At 59.7% G+C, this 19610-nt stretch carries 29 protein-coding genes; all 29 read left to right on the forward strand.

The window, feature by feature from the left end; genetic code table 11:
* Positions 1–7 precede the first annotated feature (7 nt).
* The 29 genes from F2Q65_RS14145 (at position 8) to F2Q65_RS14280 (ending at position 19243) form a co-directional block, all read left to right on the forward strand.
* Complete coding sequence (locus tag F2Q65_RS14145; protein ID WP_342782245.1) at positions 8–1168, forward strand: glycosyltransferase; 1161 nt, start codon at positions 8–10, stop codon at positions 1166–1168.
* Complete coding sequence (locus F2Q65_RS14150) at positions 1165–2301, forward strand: glycosyltransferase family 4 protein (RefSeq protein ID WP_150094058.1); 1137 nt, start codon at positions 1165–1167, stop codon at positions 2299–2301. The genes F2Q65_RS14145 and F2Q65_RS14150 overlap by 4 nt, the downstream gene beginning before the upstream one ends.
* 41 nt (positions 2302–2342) lie before the next feature.
* Positions 2343–3605, forward strand: coding sequence for an O-antigen ligase family protein (locus F2Q65_RS14155; RefSeq protein WP_150094059.1), 1263 nt, complete (start codon positions 2343–2345; stop codon positions 3603–3605).
* A 362-nt stretch (positions 3606–3967) separates the two neighbouring features.
* Positions 3968–4447 (forward strand): class I SAM-dependent methyltransferase, encoded by a 480-nt coding sequence (locus tag F2Q65_RS14160; RefSeq protein WP_150094060.1) that lies wholly within the window; start codon positions 3968–3970, stop codon positions 4445–4447.
* A gap of 49 nt (positions 4448–4496) precedes the next feature.
* A complete protein-coding gene (locus tag F2Q65_RS14165; RefSeq protein WP_150094061.1) occupies positions 4497–5291 on the forward strand; it encodes a polysaccharide deacetylase family protein in 795 nt (264 codons plus the stop codon).
* The gene (locus F2Q65_RS14170; protein ID WP_150094062.1) at positions 5288–6427 is read left to right on the forward strand and encodes a glycosyltransferase; all 1140 of its coding nucleotides are present in this window, start codon (positions 5288–5290) and stop codon (positions 6425–6427) included. The genes F2Q65_RS14165 and F2Q65_RS14170 overlap by 4 nt, the downstream gene beginning before the upstream one ends.
* On the forward strand, positions 6424–7233 hold the full coding sequence (locus F2Q65_RS14175) for a class I SAM-dependent methyltransferase (RefSeq protein WP_150094063.1): 810 nt from the start codon (positions 6424–6426) through the stop codon (positions 7231–7233). Before F2Q65_RS14170 ends, F2Q65_RS14175 begins: the two co-directional genes overlap by 4 nt.
* A gap of 10 nt (positions 7234–7243) precedes the next feature.
* The gene (locus F2Q65_RS14180; protein ID WP_170265738.1) at positions 7244–7975 is read left to right on the forward strand and encodes a glycosyltransferase family 2 protein; all 732 of its coding nucleotides are present in this window, start codon (positions 7244–7246) and stop codon (positions 7973–7975) included.
* 34 nt (positions 7976–8009) lie between these two features.
* Positions 8010–8255 carry a hypothetical protein gene (locus tag F2Q65_RS14185; RefSeq protein ID WP_150094065.1) on the forward strand — a complete coding sequence of 82 codons (246 nt, stop codon included), beginning with the start codon at positions 8010–8012 and terminating at the stop codon, positions 8253–8255.
* Between the two features lie 85 nt (positions 8256–8340).
* Complete coding sequence (locus F2Q65_RS14190) at positions 8341–10095, forward strand: carbamoyltransferase family protein (RefSeq protein ID WP_150094066.1); 1755 nt, start codon at positions 8341–8343, stop codon at positions 10093–10095.
* 13 nt (positions 10096–10108) lie between these two features.
* Entirely contained in the window at positions 10109–10363 is a 255-nt protein-coding gene (locus F2Q65_RS14195) for a type II toxin-antitoxin system HicA family toxin (RefSeq protein WP_150094067.1), read from the forward strand.
* Positions 10360–10692: a type II toxin-antitoxin system HicB family antitoxin gene (locus F2Q65_RS14200; protein WP_150094068.1), complete on the forward strand. Its 333-nt coding sequence runs from the start codon at positions 10360–10362 to the stop codon at positions 10690–10692. The genes F2Q65_RS14195 and F2Q65_RS14200 overlap by 4 nt, the downstream gene beginning before the upstream one ends.
* Positions 10682–11308: a class I SAM-dependent methyltransferase gene (locus tag F2Q65_RS14205; RefSeq protein WP_246156234.1), complete on the forward strand. Its 627-nt coding sequence runs from the start codon at positions 10682–10684 to the stop codon at positions 11306–11308. Before F2Q65_RS14200 ends, F2Q65_RS14205 begins: the two co-directional genes overlap by 11 nt.
* A gap of 246 nt (positions 11309–11554) precedes the next feature.
* A complete protein-coding gene (locus F2Q65_RS14210) occupies positions 11555–11827 on the forward strand; it encodes a type II toxin-antitoxin system TacA family antitoxin (RefSeq protein ID WP_150094070.1) in 273 nt (90 codons plus the stop codon).
* Between the two features lie 33 nt (positions 11828–11860).
* Entirely contained in the window at positions 11861–12325 is a 465-nt protein-coding gene (locus F2Q65_RS14215; RefSeq protein WP_246156235.1) for a GNAT family N-acetyltransferase, read from the forward strand.
* A 32-nt stretch (positions 12326–12357) separates the two neighbouring features.
* Positions 12358–12519, forward strand: coding sequence for a type II toxin-antitoxin system RelE/ParE family toxin (locus F2Q65_RS14220; protein ID WP_425473418.1), 162 nt, complete (start codon positions 12358–12360; stop codon positions 12517–12519).
* Between the two features lie 9 nt (positions 12520–12528).
* Positions 12529–12870 (forward strand): HigA family addiction module antitoxin, encoded by a 342-nt coding sequence (locus F2Q65_RS14225; protein WP_150094072.1) that lies wholly within the window; start codon positions 12529–12531, stop codon positions 12868–12870.
* Between the two features lie 189 nt (positions 12871–13059).
* Positions 13060–13899: a glycosyltransferase family 2 protein gene (locus F2Q65_RS14230; RefSeq protein ID WP_170265740.1), complete on the forward strand. Its 840-nt coding sequence runs from the start codon at positions 13060–13062 to the stop codon at positions 13897–13899.
* Positions 13896–14882, forward strand: coding sequence for a UDP-glucose 4-epimerase GalE (galE, locus tag F2Q65_RS14235; RefSeq protein WP_150094074.1), 987 nt, complete (start codon positions 13896–13898; stop codon positions 14880–14882). Before F2Q65_RS14230 ends, galE begins: the two co-directional genes overlap by 4 nt.
* A 78-nt stretch (positions 14883–14960) precedes the next feature.
* Positions 14961–15920: a UDP-glucuronic acid decarboxylase family protein gene (locus tag F2Q65_RS14240; RefSeq protein ID WP_150094075.1), complete on the forward strand. Its 960-nt coding sequence runs from the start codon at positions 14961–14963 to the stop codon at positions 15918–15920.
* Between the two features lie 121 nt (positions 15921–16041).
* Positions 16042–16311, forward strand: a complete 270-nt coding sequence (locus tag F2Q65_RS14245; RefSeq protein ID WP_150094076.1) for a glycosyltransferase — start codon at positions 16042–16044, stop codon at positions 16309–16311.
* Positions 16308–16535: a hypothetical protein gene (locus tag F2Q65_RS14250; RefSeq protein ID WP_150094077.1), complete on the forward strand. Its 228-nt coding sequence runs from the start codon at positions 16308–16310 to the stop codon at positions 16533–16535. Before F2Q65_RS14245 ends, F2Q65_RS14250 begins: the two co-directional genes overlap by 4 nt.
* Positions 16532–16879 carry an HVO_A0114 family putative DNA-binding protein gene (locus F2Q65_RS14255; protein ID WP_150094078.1) on the forward strand — a complete coding sequence of 116 codons (348 nt, stop codon included), beginning with the start codon at positions 16532–16534 and terminating at the stop codon, positions 16877–16879. The genes F2Q65_RS14250 and F2Q65_RS14255 overlap by 4 nt, the downstream gene beginning before the upstream one ends.
* Positions 16880–16890: 11 nt before the next feature.
* Entirely contained in the window at positions 16891–17037 is a 147-nt protein-coding gene (locus F2Q65_RS19520; protein WP_170265742.1) for a hypothetical protein, read from the forward strand.
* A gap of 52 nt (positions 17038–17089) precedes the next feature.
* Entirely contained in the window at positions 17090–17857 is a 768-nt protein-coding gene (locus F2Q65_RS14260) for a glycosyltransferase family 2 protein (protein WP_150094079.1), read from the forward strand.
* A 171-nt stretch (positions 17858–18028) separates the two neighbouring features.
* Positions 18029–18298 carry a hypothetical protein gene (locus F2Q65_RS14265; RefSeq protein WP_246156236.1) on the forward strand — a complete coding sequence of 90 codons (270 nt, stop codon included), beginning with the start codon at positions 18029–18031 and terminating at the stop codon, positions 18296–18298.
* A 40-nt stretch (positions 18299–18338) separates the two neighbouring features.
* Positions 18339–18581, forward strand: coding sequence for a UPF0175 family protein (locus F2Q65_RS14270; RefSeq protein ID WP_211354046.1), 243 nt, complete (start codon positions 18339–18341; stop codon positions 18579–18581).
* A gap of 183 nt (positions 18582–18764) precedes the next feature.
* Positions 18765–18953: a hypothetical protein gene (locus F2Q65_RS14275; RefSeq protein ID WP_150094081.1), complete on the forward strand. Its 189-nt coding sequence runs from the start codon at positions 18765–18767 to the stop codon at positions 18951–18953.
* Positions 18950–19243, forward strand: a complete 294-nt coding sequence (locus F2Q65_RS14280; RefSeq protein WP_150094082.1) for a type II toxin-antitoxin system RelE/ParE family toxin — start codon at positions 18950–18952, stop codon at positions 19241–19243. The genes F2Q65_RS14275 and F2Q65_RS14280 overlap by 4 nt, the downstream gene beginning before the upstream one ends.
* Positions 19244–19610: the final 367 nt, after the last annotated feature.

The following is a 19610-nucleotide window of genomic DNA, read 5'->3' on the forward strand; positions in this document are numbered from 1 at the left end:
GTTGAATATGGTGAAGTTATTAGTAGATGCCACAGCCCTCTCCCCAGTAGCGAAAGGGGTGGGGCGATTCGTCTCGGAGGTTGTGACAAGGCTGGACGATTTGTTGCCACAATCGTGGTCTATCCAATTGGTGTGTTTTAGGGGGGCGTGCAATGTCTCAAGCGATTCAGAAAGGTCCTCTATACTTCAGATTCCCCCTCAATCCGATCTCCAGCTTGGCCTATGGACCATGCCACGCTTGTTGCGTGAATGCAGACCGGACCTATTCTTACGGTTTGGCGATACCGTAGGAAAGAGATATTCCACGCAAACGTTAACGGTTTGTCACGATATCAATGAGTTTATTTTTGCCGTCCAAGGGACTCGCAGAGGCTGGGCGCGTGCGCTTGTCGACGCCTTCAAGGAATATTTCCGGGTTAAGGGGTTGCAGAATAGTGAATTCGTTTTTTGCAATTCTTGTTTTACTAGAAACGAATCCATTGATCGTTACGGGCTATCTGAAGCGAGGACTTCGATTACATATTGCGGAGTGGATGAGGTATTTTATACCGGTAACCGTCATCAAGCAGTCCAACATGTATTGCAACAATACAATTGCAGGGATTATGTATTGACATTTGCCTGTGGTGATCCAAGAGAAAATTATAAAATCTTGCCGTCAGTCATCTTTGAAGCAAGAAGATCTGGATTTCCCGCTTGTTTTGCAATTGCCGGGATCAGCCCGGGTGGAAGATATGTCACTGATTTGATTGCTGAACTGACAGCGCATGGTCTCTACGCCGAAGACGACTATGTATTGATCCCGTTCATACGCTCCGACGAGCGCGAGCGGCTACGTGATTTGTATGTTGCGGCCGACTATTATTTGGAACTTTCGTTACACGAGGGGTTTGGTATGCAACTCGCGGAAGCAATGGCTTGTGGTGTGACCTGTCTAGCACCTGATCACTCGGCTTTGGGTGAGGTTGGAGGAGGTTTTACCATTACTATCGATCCGCGAGACCCTCGGGCGATCGCCGATATTTTGGCGTCCAGTTATCGTTCTCAGCTCCATCTCCGGGACCATTTCAGGCAGATTGAGTTTACAAAGAAGTTTTCTTGGGATCGTTCTTCAAGGGAAATTGCTTATCGACTGATGCAGATGCAGCGGTCAGGTAAGGACTCATGACTGCGGGCGTCGGCTGTCTACGCGTATTAGCGGTTTATATCGAACCTGCGGCATACATCTTGGATCTTATTCGTGTGCTGCGTGAACAATATCCTGACATTGAGTTAAGGGTCTATTTCATAGCTAAAGGTGTCTCTCAGCCGTGGATGTTTTCGCCGGATGAGGCCAGTTGTACTCTGCTCCCGGCCCGCCGCTCCGCTGCTATCGGGCGACTTCGGCGAGAATTGGTAATGGGTGGATATGACCTCGTCCATCTTGCCGGCTGGGGCCACCCGCTGCTCTTAGCGACGATGTTACTTTCGCGTCTGCAGGGGACTGTGGTAGCCGTGGAATCGGATACGCAGATGATGGTGGACTCGCTATCGTGGCTGACCCGGCTCAAACGGCTAGGCCACCCGTTGTTGTTTCGACTTCCGACGGTGTTCTTGCCGGGCGGGCAGCGCCAGGCCAAGTATCTGCGGCACTACGGTGTGCCATTGGAACGGATACAGATCGCGCAGATGACCGTCGATGTGACCGCGATCAGTCGTCATGTGACCGGCATCTCCGCCGCTGGACGCGCACGTATCCGTACGCGGCTCGGCCTCTCTGGTTCAGCGAAGGTCTTCCTCTTTGTCGGTCGGCTCGAGCCAGAGAAAGGCATCGATCTCCTGCTGGCGGCATTTGGGCAGGTGAAGGCTCAGCACGACGATGTGGCATTACTGATTATCGGGGACGGCGCATTGCGTGAGTTGGTGTCAGGCGCGGCGGCAACTGATCAGGCAATTCAGGCGCCGGGTCGGCTGCAAGGCGAGTCGCTGTTGGATGCCTATGCGGTGGCCGATGCGTTTGTATTGCCGTCACGCTTCGAGCCGTGGGGTCTGGTGGTCAACGAAGCGATGGCGGCCGGGCTGCCGGTGATTGTGACAGATCGGGCCGGCTGCGGAGAGGATCTGGTTGAAGCGGGACGGACCGGCTTGGTTGTGCCGGCCGAAGACGCCTCGGCTTTGGCAAGCGCGCTATCTCGGCTTGCACGCGATCATGCGCTCCGCGAGACAATGAGTCGGCAAGCCTTGGAAAAAATCGCTGGCTGGACCCTGGAAGAAGAGGCTGCGCGCGTGATTGCCGCATGGCGCGAGGCCTTGTCGCCATGAGGTTCTTTCGGAAACTCCCTTGGAGCAGCCTTTTATTTCCCTTGGCGCTGCTTGGGTTTGTTGGACCCACGATCCAGTATGTCAATCAAGTCTTCACGGGCACGAACCGCTGGTTTCTGGCGGCGCTGTTGATGGGCCAAATCCTGCTGAGGAGCAATATTGGCATCGCCTTTCGCTCCGATGTGGGCCGGGTGCTGCTCTTGTCCATGGGCTGGGCGTTGCTGACCTACTTCTGGTCTGGCGTCCCGTTATTGACCCTCATGAAGGCCTTTGTTTACGTGCTCGTAGCGGGTGCTTTCTTTATTGGCGGACAGTTGTGGGTGCGGGTCACAGGTGTGGAGCACGCGCTGGATTATCTATTGCCGTTTGTCGCGGTGGCGCTCTTAGCGACCCTGGCGGGGACGACGGACCCAGACGGTATTGTGCGTATGGGTGAATTGGAGTTGTACCAAGGCCTGACAGGGAATCCGAATGCGCTGGGTATACTGATGGCGATGGCCGCTCCTATCCTGATCTGGCGGCTATACCGAGCGAATACAATCTGGAAGCGGCGTGCTTGGATGGTTTTGCTGGGCAGCGTGCTTATCTCTCTGCTACAGTCTAACTCCCGTGCTTCACTGTTAGCATTTTTGGCCACACTGACTATAACGCTCCTGGCCTTCCCGTTGCGTCGCCGTATCATGATGGCCTCCCTGGCTCTTCTGTCTGGCTTGTTCGTCGTTGTCCTAACGCCTGGTCTAATTGAAAATCTACAACACCGTTACATTTACAAGGGTGCCAACCCGGAAGTGGGTGCATTGTATACGCGCGAGGCGGTATGGGAGGAGTCTTATTCCTTAGCCATGGAGGGCGGTTGGTTCGGTGGGGGGTATGGTGTCACCATTGGTGATACCTCATTTGGCGGTGGCCTGAGCGCCGTTGGCTACGGGCGAGAAAAGGGCAATTCACAGCTCGCGATCATGGAAGAAATGGGATTGGTTGGCTTGTTTCTCTATGTAATTTTTCTGATCACGCTCTCCCGGCGGCTTTTGAAAACATTTCGCCGGATTCATTCACGGCAGGAAAAAGTCTTGTTCGCCTTGGTCATCGGGATGCTTGGCGGCATGCTCGTTCAATCGGTTTTCGAGGGCTGGTGGGTCGCACCCGGGTCTGTTGAGTTCGCCTACTTTTGGGCCTTGGTCGGTGTCGGTGTCGGATTGGGCAAAGTCTTCGATTGGCGCTATCGGGTGGCTCGTGCGTCTAGGGGGTCGCCTCCTCTCGCTGTGGCTCATCAATCTGGGTATCGTCCCATGGACACAAAGTAATGATTGAGCCTGTTCGCTCTGCGTATACCGTCCTACAATGCCGGCAATGCCAGGCACCGCTCGAATGGTCTGCGTCGAGTGAAGCCCTTTGTTGTGCTCAGGGCCATTGCTATCCTTTTTCGGGGCGTTGTCTCGTTTATGGAGATCTCGATCACTTGGAGCAGATCCCCGAGAAGGGCGTCCGCGACAGGCAGGCCTCAGGCTATCTGAATCATATTAAGCTTCCTGTCCAGATTGCGCGGGTCAACCGGTTTCTTCAACAGGCTCGCACTGCCAACGGTGGCCGTGTGGCCCTGGATCTGGGTTGTGGTCCCGGACCCTACACCGGGCTGCTTGCAAACCACGGCAGGACGGTATAGGGCGTGGATTTTTCCAAGGCCTCCTGTGATTACAATGCCACTCAGGTTGGGGCGTCTGATCACGTGGGCTTTGTGCAGGCGGACCTGAACGATTTTTATATCAGAACTGAAAGCTGCTCTCTGTTGCTGATGGGCGACTTTCTGCAGCACCTGGGCGGCCCGGCGGAACAACAGCGATTTTTACGTCGAGTCTTGCGCGCATTGGAGCCGGGAGGATGGTTCTATTTGAGCTTTTTCAATGCGAACTTGAAAAATCGCTTGAAAAAGGATGTGGTTGGATCTTGGTGCGAAGGGGATATACCCTATCGACGTTTGACTCCCCACGAGGTCAGGCGCATGTTGCCTGAGGATGTCTCGGTGGTGGAAGGCTATTCAATGAACATCAGCCACAATCCTGGCATGGATTTGTGGCTGTCTCGATTGCCCTTTGCCTATCTGCTCGCTCGGATGTATGTGCTGATTGGCCGGAAGTGCGATAAGTAGATGCGCAAGCAGCGATGAACTTGGCGGTCTTGATCATGGACCGACGAAGATGAACGACACAATCACTGCAAAAAGAATGCTTGGCAAGTTGTTGGCCCCGATCTGGCGCTCCACCGGCCCAAGACGTTGTGTGCTGCTGTATCACGCCATTGGCACCTCGCCATGGGCGATTTCCGTTGAGGATTTTCGCGCCCAGCTGGCCTGGCTTGCGGCGAATGCGGCCGTCGGGACGCTTGATCAGGTCTTGGACGGGTCGCCTGCATCAGCATTATCGATCGCCATTACCTTCGACGATGGTTATGCCTGCCTGGCTGATCAGGCTCTGCCGGTTCTGAAGGATCTCGGTCTGACGGCGACGGCCTATCTTAATACGGGCTGGATCATGGATGGAGAACGCCGCGACTCGGACGCAGCGCTTGGTCATTATCCAGCCGAGACCTTCATGAACTGGGCAGATGTCGAGCAGCTGGCCTCGCAGGGCTGGACCATCGGCTCCCATGGTGTAGAGCATCTGGACCTGACCTGTCTGGCCCCAGAGGCGGTGGACCGAGAATTGCTCGTCTCGCGTCAGACCCTCCAGCAACGGCTGGGCGTCGCCGACTGCCGGCATTTCTCCTACACTTGGGGCCGTCATTCGCCTGCGCTGCGCTCGCGGGTTGACGCGGCGGGCTATCGGTACGCCGCGGCGGGTCATCATGCACCATTGCGGGCGGGCGATGATCCGCTGGCCTTTCCACGCATCAATGTCGCCCGCGACTACACGCTGGACGATTTCAAGGCGATCGTGCGCGGCGACTGGGATTATCTGGGCTGGGTGCAGCGCGCGCGGGCGTGGCGGCGATGAGGGTCTTGATCAATGCCGTGTCGATCAAGGACGGCGGATCTTTGGTGTTGCTGGTGCGGTTGCTTGCCGCCATGCTGGAGCGGGACCCCAGCGTGGAGTGGCAGGTGGTGGTGCATCCTGCAGTCGCAGCGCGATTGCCGCGGCATGAGCGGGTGCGGACGTTGACCTTCGACTGGGCCGAGCGGACGCCTGCTCATCTGCTCTACTGGTACAACATCGCCTTGCCTTGGCTTATCCGGCGGTTGCGACCCGACGTGTTGTTCTCCCAAACCAACTATTTGCCGGATCGGCCCCTGGCCTGCCCCACGCTACTGCTGGAGCAGCATGCCGGGCATTTCTCCACGACCTTCAAGCGGCTGATGGAATCGAGCCTGAATGGCTGGCCGGCGCGGGCGGCCTGGCGCGGAAAGACACGCTGGGTCCATCGCTCGGTGCGTTCCGCGACCCTGTTGACCGTGCAGACTCGGGCGCTGGCGACGGCCATTGCCGAACAGGCCGAGGTGCCACTCCAGCGTATTCGCGTCATCCCCCACGGACCAGGCCTGATGGAGCCGGTCGACACACCGCGGTCTTGGCCGGGTGAACGGACTTGGCGTCTCGGCTATGTCACCAAGCCCGGGGTACAGAAGCACTTTAGCGTCCTGTTCGAGGCCGTGGCGCGACTGCGGGCGACAGGCCGCGCGCTGGCGTTGGTCTTGACCCTGGACGAGTCGGACCCGCAGGCAGCGGCCCTGCTGGCCAAGGCGCTGGCGTTGGGCATCGGGGACTGCATCGATAACTGCGGCAATCTTCCCCAGGGCAGCGTGGCCGAGGTCTACGGCACCCTGGATCTGTTCGTATTCCCGTCGCTCAGCGAATCCTTCGGCTTCCCGATGGTCGAGGCCATGGCCAGGGGACTGCCGCTGTTGGTGGCGGATACCCCCGGCAATCGTGAGGTCGCGGGTGATGCTGGTCTCGTGTTTGGCGCGGATGACGCCAGCGGCTTGGCCGAGCAGATTGCGGGGCTGATGGATGATCGCGCTGGCTACGAGGCGCGCGCGTGGGCCGCGCTGGCGCGCAGCCATTTATTTTCCTGGGACACAGCGGCCGAGTCGACCCTGGCCGTTCTCTACGACTTGGCAAGGGGCAAGGCATGACTGAGCCGACGGCGCATTCCGGGCAGACCAAACTTCAAGCGCAGACCGCCAGCCATTACGATCAGTATCCGTTCGATTTTCTCACTACGGAGGACGAGGCCCGGATCGAGGAGATCCAGCCGGGGTCTTTTCGCGAATTCGTCCGCGAGCGCTTGTCACCGGGAGATCGCGTGGCGGAGATCGGTTGCGGTCCAGGCCGGGCGACGCTCTATCTAACAAGGCTCGGCCACCAGGTCTGGGCGGTGGATCTGAGCCTGGGCTCGCTGCGATTGGCCCGACGGCGCGCACCGGCGGCACACTACGCCGCAGCGACCAACCTGTCGCTCCCCTTTGCCGACGCCAGCTTCGATGCGGTCATCTCCGATGGCGTCATCCATCACACACCGGATGCCAGGCGGTCGTTCGAGGAGAATGCGCGCATCCTCAAGCCGGGCGGCTATCTCTATCTCGGCGTCTACCGCCGCCACGGCTATTACTACTACTTTTACACCTACCTGGGCATCCCCATCCGCTGGCTTGAGCGACGACGCTGGGGGCGTTGGCTGATCCACGCGACCCTGTTGCCGATCTATTATCTGGTCCACCTCATCAAGTCCCGAGGGCGACGGACTTGGAAAGGTGCCAGACACTTCTTTTACGACTACATCATCACGCCGCGGGCCTCATTTCATACGCGCGAGGACGTCGAGCAGTGGGGGCGGCAGAATCGGCTGCGCTTGGCTCAATATGTCGCCAAGGTCGGTAACACCCATGTCTTCTTTTTTGAAAAGAGTGGTATGGACGTCAGATCGCCTGTCAATATCTGAGGTTATGCGCATGAGCTCGGAACTCGTTTATGACTCAGGTATTAGAAACAGCGAAGGCTTAGGGAAAGCGCCCTTCATAACGGTTTGTCTTTCCACGTATCGGTTTGAAGGCACGGTTGTTCGGGCAATCGAATCGCTTCTAGCGCAAACATACAAAGACTTCGAGATTGTCATTTCCGATGACGCATCTCCAGACAGCACTGTGGCGGCGGCCCTGGACTACCTAAAAGTCTACGCTGGCTCGATCCGAATACGTTTGTATCGATCAAGATACAATCAGGGCATCGTTGGTAATCGTCTAACGGCGATGAGCTATGCCGAGGGTGAGTTATTTGTGCAGACGGATGGAGACGATTTTTCAATGCCCCAGCGTCTGGAGAAAATAGCTGAGTTCTGGCGGAACCTTCCGGACAAACCTTCCATCCTTGCCACAAACGCATTGCGTTGGTATGAGTCTTCGGGTAAGGCTGGTGAGCCTGTGCTGGCTGACGTTAACGTCGGGCTTTTTCCCCCAGGCGATCCGGTCTATGGAAAGACAGTTGTGTTTTCCGCAGGATATGTGGTTTCGCGTACCCTCTATGAGGCGTTCAGAGAGGTCGTACCCCAGTCACGATTGATTGCTGATGACCCCGTTTTTGCACGCCGTGCGGCCCTCCTTGACGGACTGATTTTCATGCCGGAGCCGGTTTTTTATTACGGCACCAGTACGGCTTCTGCCTCCGGGGGGGGTGAGTGGTCGTGACTGGATAGAAGACCGTATCCGTCGGTGGGATTTGTTGCTGCGCGACATCGCGCATGTGATGCCGGACCATACGATTCCAACAAAATGGCAACGGCAGATCCTGCATGAACGCAGGAAGATGCAATTGGATGTCAAGGCAATCGATTGCCCGTTTTTGCTCTGGGTCGTTTACTGGATCAGGATGTGGCCGTTATCCCCCAAAGAGGCCGTTGCTATGCTCAAGAAGCGTATTAAATTGATCATGCGGGGTTCTGTCAATGCGACATGGCGTGAGCGCTGAAGTCGACGCTCAGGCAACCGGAGAACGACATGGCAAGGATGAGCAGGAGTGCAATATCGCCCTCTCATGGGGTAAGGAGTAAACAATGACGGTGATTTTGGGCTTTAATGCCTTCCACGCCGACTCCGCCGCCTGCCTGCTGGTCGATGGCCAGCTGGTCGGTGCCGTGGCGGAAGAGCGCCTGGGCGAGCGGCGCAAGCACAGCCCGGCCTTTCCGGAGAACGCCATTCGTCGCCTGCTGGCGGACGCGGGCCTGCGACTGCGCGATGTGACCCATGTCGCGCTGGCACGCGATCCTTCGGCCAACCGGGCGGCGAAGATGGCCTATGTGGCACAGCACCCGCTGAAGGCGGCCGGTGCGGTGGTGGAGCACCTGGGGCGCAACCGCCGCACCCAGAGCACGCTGGAGCAACTGGCCGCTGTCTGCGGCGAGGACCCGGCGCAGGTGTCCTTCGAGATCATCGGCGTCGAGCATCATCTGGCGCACATCGCCAGCGCTTACTACCTGTCGCCCTTCGAGTCGCTGACCGCCGGCTTCTCCTACGACGCGTCGGGTGATTTCGCCAGCATGATGGCGGCGCGCTGCGAGGGCCCGCGCATCGAGGTGCTGGACAAGGTCACCCTGCCGCACAGCCTGGGCTTCTTCTACACCGCGCTGTGCCAGTTCATCGGGTTCGATGACTTTGGCGAAGAGTACAAGGTGATGGGCCTCGCACCCTATGGCGAGGACCAGTACGGCGAGGTGATGCGGCAGTTGGTCACCTTTGATGACAGGCACTGGTACCGGCTGAATACCGAGTTCTTCGGTATGCACGAGGGTGGCGAGAGCGGCGCGGTGGACGATGACCAGCGCATCGTCATGGGGCGGTTCTATACCGATCGGCTGATCGACGCGCTGGGCGCGCCGCGCAAGCGCGCCGATCCGCTGACCCAGCGCGAGAAGGACATCGCCCGCTCCACCCAGGTGCGCTTCGAGGAGGCCGCGGTGCATTGCCTGACCCGGCTGCAAGGCCGGGTGCCGAGCGCGCAACTGGCCATGGCCGGCGGCTGCGCACTGAACGGCGTGGCCAATGCGCGCATCCATCGCGAGACGCCGTTCACCCAGCATTACCTGCAGGCGGCGGCCTCGGACGACGGCACCTGCCTGGGCGCGGCCTACTGGGTGTGGCACAACGTGCTGGGTCGCAGCGAGCGCTTCCACATGCAGCATGCCTTCTGGGGGCCGGAGTATGCCGATGCGCGCATGCGCCAGGTGGCCGAGGCGAGTGGTTATCTGGTCAAGGTCTGCGCCGATGAGCAGGATCTGGTGGAGACCGCCGCCGGCCTGATCGCCGATGGCCTGGTGACCGGCTGGTACCAGGGCCGCAGCGAGTGGGGACCGCGCGCGCTGGGCAACCGCTCCATCTTGGCCAACCCGGCGATCCCGACGATGAAGGGCACCATCAACGCCAAGATCAAGCGGCGCGAGTCGTTCCGGCCCTTCGCGCCCAGCGTGCTGAAGGAGGCGGTGAGCACCTACTTCGAGCAGGAGATCGACAGCCCCTTCATGCAGCATGTGGTGAAGATTCGCCCGGAATGGCGCGAGCGCCTGCCGGCGGTGACCCATGTCGACGGCACCGGGCGGCTGCAGACGGTGGATCAGGCCAGCAACCCGCGTTACCACGCGCTGATCAGCGCGTTCCAGCAACGCACCGGCGTGGGCATGGTGCTGAACACCAGCTTCAACGAGAACGAACCGGTGGTGGATACGCCGGAGCAGGCCTATGACTGCTTTGCGCGGACGAATATGGATGCGTTGTGTCTGGGGCGGTATATTCTGACGAAGATCACTGGCGCATAGTGATCCTACGGCAATGAACGCCAAGCACCAGAAAACCTTGCAGGCGCTGTTTGAGTCTCCGGTCCCGGCGAACCTACCTTGGGCCGATGTTGAAAAACTGCTTGTAGCCTGCGGTGCTGAGGTGTCCGAGGGGCGGGGCTCAAGGGTTCGCATCGCGCTCAACGGCGTGAGGGCGGTGTTTCATCGCCCTCATCCGCAAAAGGAAACCGATAAAGGCGCAGTGATGTCGATGCGCCGTTTCTTGCTCGAAGCAGGTGTCCAGCCATGATGCAATACAAGGGGTATCTGTCTCGCGTCGAGTTCGATGACGAGGCGAATCTGTTCCACGGCGAGGTGGTCAATATCCGGGATGTGGTGACCTTTCAGGGCGCGACGGTCGATGAATTGCACCGCGCGTTCGAGGCCTCGGTGGACGATTACCTGGCGTTTTGCGCCGAGCGGGGCGAGGCGCCAGATCCGCCTTTCAGTGGCCGTTTGACCATCCGGCTGTCGCCTGAACAACACCGCAAGGTGATTCTAGCCGCCACCAGGGCCGGCAAGCCCCTGGATCAGTGGACGGCGGAGGTGCTGGATCATGCCACGCAACTTGGCGCATAGCGCCGGCTATCGCTATGCCGATGCCCAGGCCGGGCATCATCACGCCTACCTGCTGCCGACGGTCTTCAAGGCGCTGGATGCCCTGGCGCTTCCAGCGGGCGAGCAGCGCCTGTTCGAGCTGGGTTGCGGCAATGGCAGCGTGGCGCAGGTGCTCAGCCAGCGCGGATGGGAGGTGACGGGGGTGGATCCCTCTGTGGAGGGCATTGCGCAGGCCAAGGCGGCCTTTCCGGAGCTGAAACTGGACAACGGCTCTGCCTATGATGATCTCGTGGGACGCTACGGGCGCTTTCCCGTGGTGCTGAGTCTCGAGGTGGTGGAGCATGTCTATGCGCCGCGAGACTATGCGAAAAAAGTATTTGACTTATTGGGTCGGGGGGGGGTGGTGATCATTTCCACGCCGTATCACGGCTACTGGAAGAACCTCGCCCTGGCGCTGACGGGCAAGATGGACGCGCACTTCACCGCGCTGTGGGATCACGGGCATATCAAGTTCTGGTCGATGCGCACCCTGGGTGAACTGCTGCGCGAGGCCGGATTTGTGGATATCCGCTTCGTGCGCGTCGGGCGGGTGCCGGCGTTGGCAAAGTCGATGGTTGCGATTGCTCAGAAACCCTGAACATCACTCTAGCTGACTGTCTCGCCCCGTGTGATCGAGACTGTGCTGCGAACGCCTTCGCCCGCGGCGTCAGCGTGCGGCCGGCTGGGGCTGCCGCCTCGGCCCGCTGCAGGGAGAGCAACCTTTCCGTCATTCCGGCCTGGAGTTACCGACACTCAGCGGCGTTCTTCCCGAGCGCACCCGGATTGACAGCAGCCAAAGACGCGCCGATACTCGGTATATCTATCAGATATACAGGCTGTCGTCATGCGTGATGCCGCGATCAACCTCAGAGCCCTTCCCGAGCAGCGAGATCTCATTGATCAGGCTGCTTCAGTGTTGGGTAAAAACCGCTCGGACTTTATGCTGGAAGCCGCCTGCGAGCGCGCCCAATCAGTGCTGCTCGACCAAGTGTTTTTCCGTCTGGATGCGGACAAATTTGAGCACTTCCTCGCGTTGCTCGACGCCCCGCCCGCAGCCAATCCGGGGCTGGAACGCCTGATGGCCATCAAGGCGCCTTGGGCTGCCAATTCTCGATGACCCATGCATGGCCTTTTGCCGCCCCAGCCGTTGTTGGTCGAGCACCAACTGGAGGATTTCTCCTGCGGTGAATCGTCACTCGATGACTGGCTACAACGCCGGGCGCTGCCCAACCAGGCATCCGGAGCCAGCCGGACCTTTGTGGTGACGAGTGACACCGGGCATGTCATGGCCTATTACGCCCTTGCCGCCGGCGCAGTGTCGCATCAGGACTCGCCAGGGAAGAGACGGCGAAACATGCCGGATCCGGTGCCGGTTCTGGTGCTCGCCCGACTCGCCGTTGACCAACGCCTACAGGGACGGCAAGTCGGAGGCGCCTTGCTGCAGGATGCTGTACAACGGGCCTTGTCCGTGGCAGAGGATATCGGCGTGCGTGCTCTCATGGTGCATGCACTTAACGAGCAGGCTGTCAGGTTCTACACGCATTACGGTTTTGTCCCATCACCAGCCGACCCCATGACGCTGATGCTGCCATTGCATGCGTGGGAGACGCATTGAGACGCCGTCAAATCCATGGCCCCGGTGACGCAGTGCGGATTGAAGATCTACGGCTACCGCCATCAAACAGGTTGGAAAAGTTAGGCGGTGACCGTCAAGGCCAGTGGAGTTTCAGGGTCAACCAGCAGTGGCGGATCTGTTTTCTCTGGGTCGACGGTGACGCATTCGATGTTGAATTGGTTGACTACCATTGAAGTGTCATCATGGGTATTCGTACTGAAGATTTGAAAACGATGGATTTTTCTGACATTGCCACCGGGGACAGGCTATCTGCCGTAACCCCGGGCGACGTCCTGCAAGATTACCTGGACGGCGCTGGCATCACTGCTCCCCGACTGGCCCAGGCCGCCGGTATTCCCCAGGCGCGGGTCAGCGACATCCTGAAGGGCAGGCGCGCCATGACAGCGGATACCGCGCTACGGCTGGGGCGCTTTTTCAGCACCACGCCGCAGTTTTGGATGAATCTGCAATCTGCGTATGACTTGGAAATTGCTGAGAATGCCTTGGGAGCAGAGTTAGAGGGAATACGTGCCTGCGGTGTTTGATGATGCATACGATAGAGTTTGAAGCGCAGGCCAACATGTACCCGTTACACATTCCAAGCGCACCCTGTGTCAGCTGCTGCATGAGGCCGGGTTTGTGGCAATCTGCTTCGAGCAGGTGGGGCGCGTGCCGGCATTGGCGACAGCGATGATCGCAGTGGCCTACAAGTCATCCTAATGAACTTTTCCATCTTGTTGCTGACCCTCAACGAAGAGGCCAATCTGCCTGCTTGCCTTGCTGCAGTCGACTGGTGCGATGACATCGTGGTGCTGGACTCTTTCAGTTCGGACAGCACACTGGCGATCGCGGAGGCGGCTGGGGCGAGGGTCTATCAGCGGAGGTTCGATCATTTCGCTGGCCAGCGTAACCATGCCCTTGAGCAGATCGAATTCAAGCACGAGTGGATCCTGCATCTGGATGCGGACGAGATCGTGACGCCCGAGTTGTACGCGGAGATCGGGCAAGTGATCGCCGAGGGCTGTTTCGATGCCTTTCGGATTCCTTCCAAGACGGTGTTTTTTGGTCAGTGGTTGCGCTATTCCGGGATGTATCCGACCTATCAGGTTCGGCTTGGGCATCGGGACCGGCTGCGGTTCAAGCAGGTCGGCCACGGCCAGCGCGAGGATCTGCCGGCCGAACGGGTGGGTACGCTGACCGAGCCTTATCTGCATTACTCGTTTTCCAAGGGCCTGACAGAGTGGTTCGACAAACACAACCGCTATGCCACCGATGAGGCGCGCGAGACGGTTGCAGCCCTGTCGGCTGGCCACGGGCTTGATTGGCGCGGGTTCTGGTCGCGGGATCGTACCCGCCGTCGTCGGGCGCTGAAGGCCCTGTCGTTGCGGCTGCCGTTCAGGCCTTCGCTGCGGTTCTTCTACATGTATGTCTTGCGGCGTGGCTTCCTGGACGGCCGTGCTGGATTCACCTATTGCCGCCTGCTGGCGATCTACGAGTATCTGATCGTGCTTAAGACGCGCGAGTTGCAGGTTGGCCAAGGTCCCGGCTCGGCCACCGGGCCGCGGCAAGCATGACAAGCAGTCCAACAAAATCGGTCCTGGTCACCGGCGGTGCCGGTTACATCGGCAGCCACGCCTGCAAGGCCTTGGCGCAGGCGGGATATCAGCCGGTTGCCTGCGACAACCTGGTCTACGGCCATCCGTGGGCGGTGAAGTGGGGGCCGCTGGAGCAGGGCGACATTGCCGATCGCGCCTGGCTGGATGCGCTGATCGCCCGTTATCGGCCCGTGGCGGTGATGCACTTTGCGGCCTATGCCTATGTGGGCGAGTCGGTGCAGGACCCCGGCAAGTATTACCGCAACAACGTCGCCGGCACGCTGACGCTGCTGGAGGCGCTGCGCGATCACCAGGTGCGGCATTGCATCTTTTCCAGCACCTGCGCGACCTATGGGGTTCCGGCAGTGATGCCGATCGATGAAGCGACGCCACAGGCGCCGATCAACCCCTATGGCGCGTCCAAGTGGATGATCGAGCGCATACTGGCGGATTTCGAGGTGGCGCACGGACTGCGTTCCCTGAGCCTGCGCTACTTCAATGCGGCCGGCGCCGACCCGGATGGCGAGATCGGCGAGGAGCATGCGCCGGAGACGCATCTGATTCCCCTGGCGATCCAGGCGGCGCAGCGCGGTGAGCCGGCCCTGGCGATCTTTGGCACCGATTACGACACGCCGGACGGAACGGCGGTGCGGGATTACATCCATGTGACGGATCTGGCCGTTGCGCATGTGAAGGCGTTGGAGGATCTGTTGGCCGGGGGCGCGAGCGGTGCGCTCAACCTTGGGACTGGGCAGGGGTATTCGGTGCGCGAGGTGGTGGAGGCGGTCGAGGTGGTCAGTGGTCGCCCTGTGCCCGTGCGCGAGGCAGCACGCCGGGTGGGTGATCCGCCTGTGCTGGTGGCCGATCCCAGGCGGGCCATGCAGCGATTGGACTGGCAGCCGAGGTATTCGAGCTTGTCGCGCATTGTCGAGACGGCTTGGGGGTGGCATGCGGGGCGGTGAGGCTGTGCACTGCCCTGGGCGCTGCGAGCACTTTGCAAGAAACGGCGACGGCCTGGCGTCGTCAATGATGGAGAAACCATGAATTACGCCCTGCGCAAACGCATCCTGGTCACCGGCGGTGCCGGCTTCCTCGGCTCACACCTGTGCGAGCGCCTGCTCGCCGACGGCCACGACGTGCTGTGCCTGGACAACTTCTTCACCGGCACCAAGGACAACATCGCGCATCTGCTCGACAACCCCTACTTCGAGCTGATGCGCCATGACGTCACCTTCCCGCTCTACGTGGAGGTGGACGAGATCTTCAACCTGGCCTGTCCGGCCTCGCCCATCCATTACCAGTTCGATCCGGTGCAGACCACCAAGACCAGCGTGCATGGGGCCATCAACATGCTCGGGCTGGCCAAGCGCGTGAAGGCGAAGATCTTCCAGGCCTCCACCAGCGAGGTCTATGGCGACCCGGCAATCCACCCGCAGCCGGAGCACTACTGGGGCAATGTCAACCCCATCGGCCCGCGCTCCTGCTACGACGAGGGCAAGCGCTGCGCCGAGACGCTGTTCTTCGATTACCGCCGCCAGCACGACCTGCGCATCAAGGTGGCGCGCATCTTCAACACCTATGGCCCGCGCATGCACCCCAACGACGGACGGGTGGTGTCGAACTTCATCGTCCAGGCGCTGCGCAATGCGCCCATCACGCTCTACGGCGATGGCACCCAGACGCGCTCCTTCTGCTATGTGGATGACCTGATCGAAGGCTTCGTGCGGCTGATGGACAGCCCCGATGATCTGACCGGCCCGGTGAACCTGGGCAATCCCGGCGAGTTCACCATGATCGAGCTTGCCGAGGCGGTGAAGGCGCTGACCGGCTCGCGTTCGGAACTGGTGCATGAGCCGCTGCCGCAGGATGACCCGCGCCAGCGCCAGCCGGACATCGCACTGGCGCGCGAGCGGCTGGGCTGGGCGCCCAAGGTGGCGCTGCGCGAGGGGCTGCGGCCGACGATTGACTATTTTGATCAGCTACTGCGCGAGAGGGACTAGCTGCCGCTGGTGGACGGCGCTGCGCTTGTCCATCCGACACACTGCGCTTGTTCACCCTGCACACGACACACTGACCGGGCCTTGGCTCGGTTTTTTTTGACCCTGAGAAATGGATCCTGCCATGAAGATTGCCGTGGTGACGACCACCTATCAGTGTGCGGCGACGATTGCCGATTGTCTGGACTCGGTGGCAGGCCAGTCGTATGCCAATCGGGAGCATATCGTCATCGATGGCGGCAGCACGGATGGCACCTTGGCGGTGTTGGAGAGCCGGCGTGATCAGCTGGCCGTGCTGGTCAGCGAGCCGGATGGCGGCACCTACTTCGGGCTGAACAAGGGCATCGCCCAGGGGGTGTGCGATGGCAAACCCTATCAGCAGATGATACTATGACTGACCCCGGAATCGAGACATTACTGGACCTTGATGGGGCTATTCTGGATCAAGGGGGTGGGTTCTGGGTGAAAATTGTCGCTGGGCAGGTCTTGCCATTTGACCATCGGCATCGGCACGTCTCAGATCAGGGAGTGCCCTATGAATTCAGTAATGCCGCCCAGCTTCTGACGGATTTTTTTGCAGATGTGGATCGAGTGCTGCAGGAGATGAAACGAAAATGAAGCCGATCGTGATCGGAATCCTGCCGCAGGAAAAGATTCGCGAGCGCATGCTCGAGATCGCCCGCGGCGAGCGAAAGCCAAAGCCTGGTGAGCCAAAGATCTGGTTCACGTCGATACGCTCGTTGGCCGAGGTGCTGAGCGATGACAATCGTGCCCTGTTGCGGGTGATCAACGAGCAGAAGCCAGAGTCGATTGCGGCGCTGGCCGCGATGACGCACCGCAAGCCGGGAAATGTTTCGCGTACGCTCAAGACGATGTCCCGCTACGGCATCGTCGATTTGAAGCGCGAAAAGAACCATGTGCGCCCGATCGCAAAGGCGACTGAGTTTCGAATCGTCGCTTGAGCCGTTTCAGGATGGCCCTGCGTTCGACGTGGCAGCGCTACTGGCACACGCTGCGCCATCTGCGCCCGGTGCAGTTCTACGGTCGGCTGTGGTTTCGGCTGTACCGGCCGCGGCCGCAGGTGGCACTGCGCTTGTCCACCCGACACACGACACACTGACCGGGCCTTGGCTCGGTTTTTTTGGTTTTGACCCCGAGGAATGGATCCTGCCATGAAGATTTCCGTGGTGACGACCACCTATCAGTGCGCGGCGACGATTGCCGACTGTCTGGACTCGGTGGCAGGCCAGTCGTATGCCAATCGGGAGCACATCGTCATCGATGGCGGCAGCACGGATGGCACCTTGGCGGTGTTGGAGAGTCGGCGCGATCAGCTGGCCGTGCTGGTCAGCGAACCGGATGGCGGCACCTACTTTGGGCTGAACAAGGGCATCGCCCAGGCCACCGGGGAGGTGGTGGGGCTGTTGCATGCCGATGATGTCTATGCCGACCGCGAGGTGCTGGCGCGGGTGGCCGCCGCCTTTGCCGATCCGGCGGTTGACGCGGTCTATGGCGACCTGGTGTATGTGTCGCGGGAGGATACCGCCCGCGTGATCCGCTATTGGCGCGCCGGTGACTATCGACCGCAACGGCTGCGCTGGGGCTGGATGCCGCCGCATCCGACGCTGTTTCTGCGTCGCTCGCTGTATGAGCAGTTCGGCGTCTTCGAGACCCGCTATCGCATCGCCGCGGACTATGACCTGATGCTGCGCATGCTGATGCAACGGCAGGGGCGGGTGGTGTATCTGCCCGAGGTGCTGGTGCGCATGCGCCTGGGCGGCATCAGCAACCGCTCGCTCGGCAAGGTGCTGCGCAAGTCGTGGGAGGATTATCAGGCGCTGCGCTCGAACGGCGTTGGCGGCGTGGCGGCGCTGGCCTGGAAGAACCTGTCGAAGCTGCCGCAGTTTGTTCGGAAGGTAGCGAAGCACAGCGGCAGCTGAGCTACCCGCTTTTCATTGTGTCGACAAAGCCGACTCCCGCGATGCGGGCGCTCGCGAGGGAGATCGAGGCCGAACATGCGGAGCAAAAAGCAGCTAGGGCATGTCTGGAAGCCTGGTCCACATCGCCTTCGCCCGGAAACGCCTATGAGTACCGAAAATCTCTTGTGCCCGATGTGTGAGCAGGGTGCGCTGACGCCGGATACCTATTCCGATACCTTCCAGCACCATGGGGCTGAGCTTGTTGTGCATGGATTGGAGTGTTACATCTGCCGTGACTGTGGTGCGGACCCCGTCTTCGAGGATCAAATCCGCCGGAATCACGCGCGCGTGGTCGATGCGCGCCGTCATGCCGATGGGCTGTTGACGGGATCCGAGATTCGCGTCTTGCGCAAGTCGCCCTCGTGGTCTGAGATGCCGTCGAGGGCCTGTGGAGGCGGGTAGCTCGAACTAGGGCGCCTGATTGCTCCCTGGATTCGTGAGGATGATTGAGGAGGCCTCGATGAACGCGGCGTTACAACTTCCCGATGATATCGACCTGACACCCTCTGAGCTCGCCCTGACCCTGGCTGCTCGGTTATACGAGCAAGGCCGTCTGTCGGCAGGCCAGGCTGCGCAGTTGGCGGGACTCTCAAAACGCGGGTTTGTTGAGCTGCTTGGCAGTCAGGAGGTAGCGCTGTTCAATTATCCGGCGGAGGACTTGGCCCAGGATATCGAACGTGCCTGACACGATCTGCAACACGAGCCCTCTGATCGCGCTGGATAACATCGGGTTCTTGGGGCTACTTGAAGGCGTCTATGGCCGATCCCGCTGGAGGAGATCCTGGAGGTGAGCCGGGTGAGCATTGAGTTATCGCAGCCGGAATAATGTAAGCTGGGTTTGGTTCTGTCATCCATCTTGAGGTTTATCATGTCTAGCATAGTCAGCAAGGCCGATGCGCATAAATTGATTGATCAGCTTCCCTGCAATGCAACCTGGGATGACTTGATGCAAGAAATCTATGTGCACGAGGCGATTCAACAAGGTCTGGATGATAGTCATGCAGGCAGAACAAAAGATGTCGCCGAAATTAGAAAGAAATACGGATTGCCCGAGTGAGAGTCCACTGGACAAGCACGGCCGAAGCGCATTTGGATGCGATTTATGCGCATATCGCGCAAAACTCTCAAACCTATGCTTTGCGCGTGGTAGATCGAATTACAAGGCGGTCTTCGCAAATCGCTGAGTTTCCGCTGTCTGGACGCAGAGTGCCAGAATATGAAGTAGAACAGATCAGAGAGGTCTTTTCTGGTTCGTATAGGGTTATCTATCACATCAAGCCAGATCAGATCGATGTGATTGCGGTTCTGCATGGAGCAATGAATATTTTGCAGGATGAGCAGGAGTAGCGGTTTGGATAAGATGGAGTGAAGTGGTAGGGTGGAATAAGCGCAGCGTTTCCACCAATCGGCAAGGACCTGTGTCCGGTGGATACGCTTCGCTTGATCCACTCTACACGTCTAAGCCCGGTGGATACGCTTCGCTTAATCCACCCTACACACTGCGCTTGTTCACCCTGCACACGACACGCTGACCGGGCCCTGGCTCGGTTTTTTTGGTTTTGCCCCTAAGGCACGATTCAGAAATAACCTACACGGATGCACGGTAGGGCGGATAAGCGAAGCGCATCCGCCACAGGCCACTGGTGGACGGCGCTGCGCTTGTCCACCCTACACACTGCGCTTGTTCACCCTGCACACGACACGCTGACCGGGC

Source organism: Thiohalocapsa marina (assembly GCF_008632335.1).
Lineage (GTDB): Bacteria > Pseudomonadota > Gammaproteobacteria > Chromatiales > Chromatiaceae > Thiohalocapsa > Thiohalocapsa marina.

Bases quoted from the DNA above. Each gene is read 5' to 3' on its own strand.
- F2Q65_RS14145 (WP_342782245.1), top strand. From the start codon at position 8: ATGGTGAAGTTATTAGTAGATGCCACAGCCCTCTCCCCAGTAGCGAAA.
- F2Q65_RS14150 (WP_150094058.1), top strand. From the start codon at position 1,165: ATGACTGCGGGCGTCGGCTGTCTACGCGTATTAGCGGTTTATATCGAA.
- F2Q65_RS14165 (WP_150094061.1), top strand. From the start codon at position 4,497: ATGAACGACACAATCACTGCAAAAAGAATGCTTGGCAAGTTGTTGGCC.
- F2Q65_RS14170 (WP_150094062.1), top strand. From the start codon at position 5,288: ATGAGGGTCTTGATCAATGCCGTGTCGATCAAGGACGGCGGATCTTTG.
- F2Q65_RS14175 (WP_150094063.1), top strand. From the start codon at position 6,424: ATGACTGAGCCGACGGCGCATTCCGGGCAGACCAAACTTCAAGCGCAG.
- F2Q65_RS14180 (WP_170265738.1), top strand. From the start codon at position 7,244: ATGAGCTCGGAACTCGTTTATGACTCAGGTATTAGAAACAGCGAAGGC.
- F2Q65_RS14190 (WP_150094066.1), top strand. From the start codon at position 8,341: ATGACGGTGATTTTGGGCTTTAATGCCTTCCACGCCGACTCCGCCGCC.
- F2Q65_RS14195 (WP_150094067.1), top strand. From the start codon at position 10,109: ATGAACGCCAAGCACCAGAAAACCTTGCAGGCGCTGTTTGAGTCTCCG.
- F2Q65_RS14200 (WP_150094068.1), top strand. From the start codon at position 10,360: ATGATGCAATACAAGGGGTATCTGTCTCGCGTCGAGTTCGATGACGAG.
- F2Q65_RS14210 (WP_150094070.1), top strand. From the start codon at position 11,555: ATGCGTGATGCCGCGATCAACCTCAGAGCCCTTCCCGAGCAGCGAGAT.
- F2Q65_RS14225 (WP_150094072.1), top strand. From the start codon at position 12,529: ATGGGTATTCGTACTGAAGATTTGAAAACGATGGATTTTTCTGACATT.
- galE (WP_150094074.1), top strand. From the start codon at position 13,896: ATGACAAGCAGTCCAACAAAATCGGTCCTGGTCACCGGCGGTGCCGGT.
- F2Q65_RS14240 (WP_150094075.1), top strand. From the start codon at position 14,961: ATGAATTACGCCCTGCGCAAACGCATCCTGGTCACCGGCGGTGCCGGC.
- F2Q65_RS14245 (WP_150094076.1), top strand. From the start codon at position 16,042: ATGAAGATTGCCGTGGTGACGACCACCTATCAGTGTGCGGCGACGATT.
- F2Q65_RS14250 (WP_150094077.1), top strand. From the start codon at position 16,308: ATGACTGACCCCGGAATCGAGACATTACTGGACCTTGATGGGGCTATT.
- F2Q65_RS14255 (WP_150094078.1), top strand. From the start codon at position 16,532: ATGAAGCCGATCGTGATCGGAATCCTGCCGCAGGAAAAGATTCGCGAG.
- F2Q65_RS19520 (WP_170265742.1), top strand. From the start codon at position 16,891: ATGGCCCTGCGTTCGACGTGGCAGCGCTACTGGCACACGCTGCGCCAT.
- F2Q65_RS14260 (WP_150094079.1), top strand. From the start codon at position 17,090: ATGAAGATTTCCGTGGTGACGACCACCTATCAGTGCGCGGCGACGATT.
- F2Q65_RS14265 (WP_246156236.1), top strand. From the start codon at position 18,029: ATGTGTGAGCAGGGTGCGCTGACGCCGGATACCTATTCCGATACCTTC.
- F2Q65_RS14270 (WP_211354046.1), top strand. From the start codon at position 18,339: ATGATTGAGGAGGCCTCGATGAACGCGGCGTTACAACTTCCCGATGAT.
- F2Q65_RS14275 (WP_150094081.1), top strand. From the start codon at position 18,765: ATGTCTAGCATAGTCAGCAAGGCCGATGCGCATAAATTGATTGATCAG.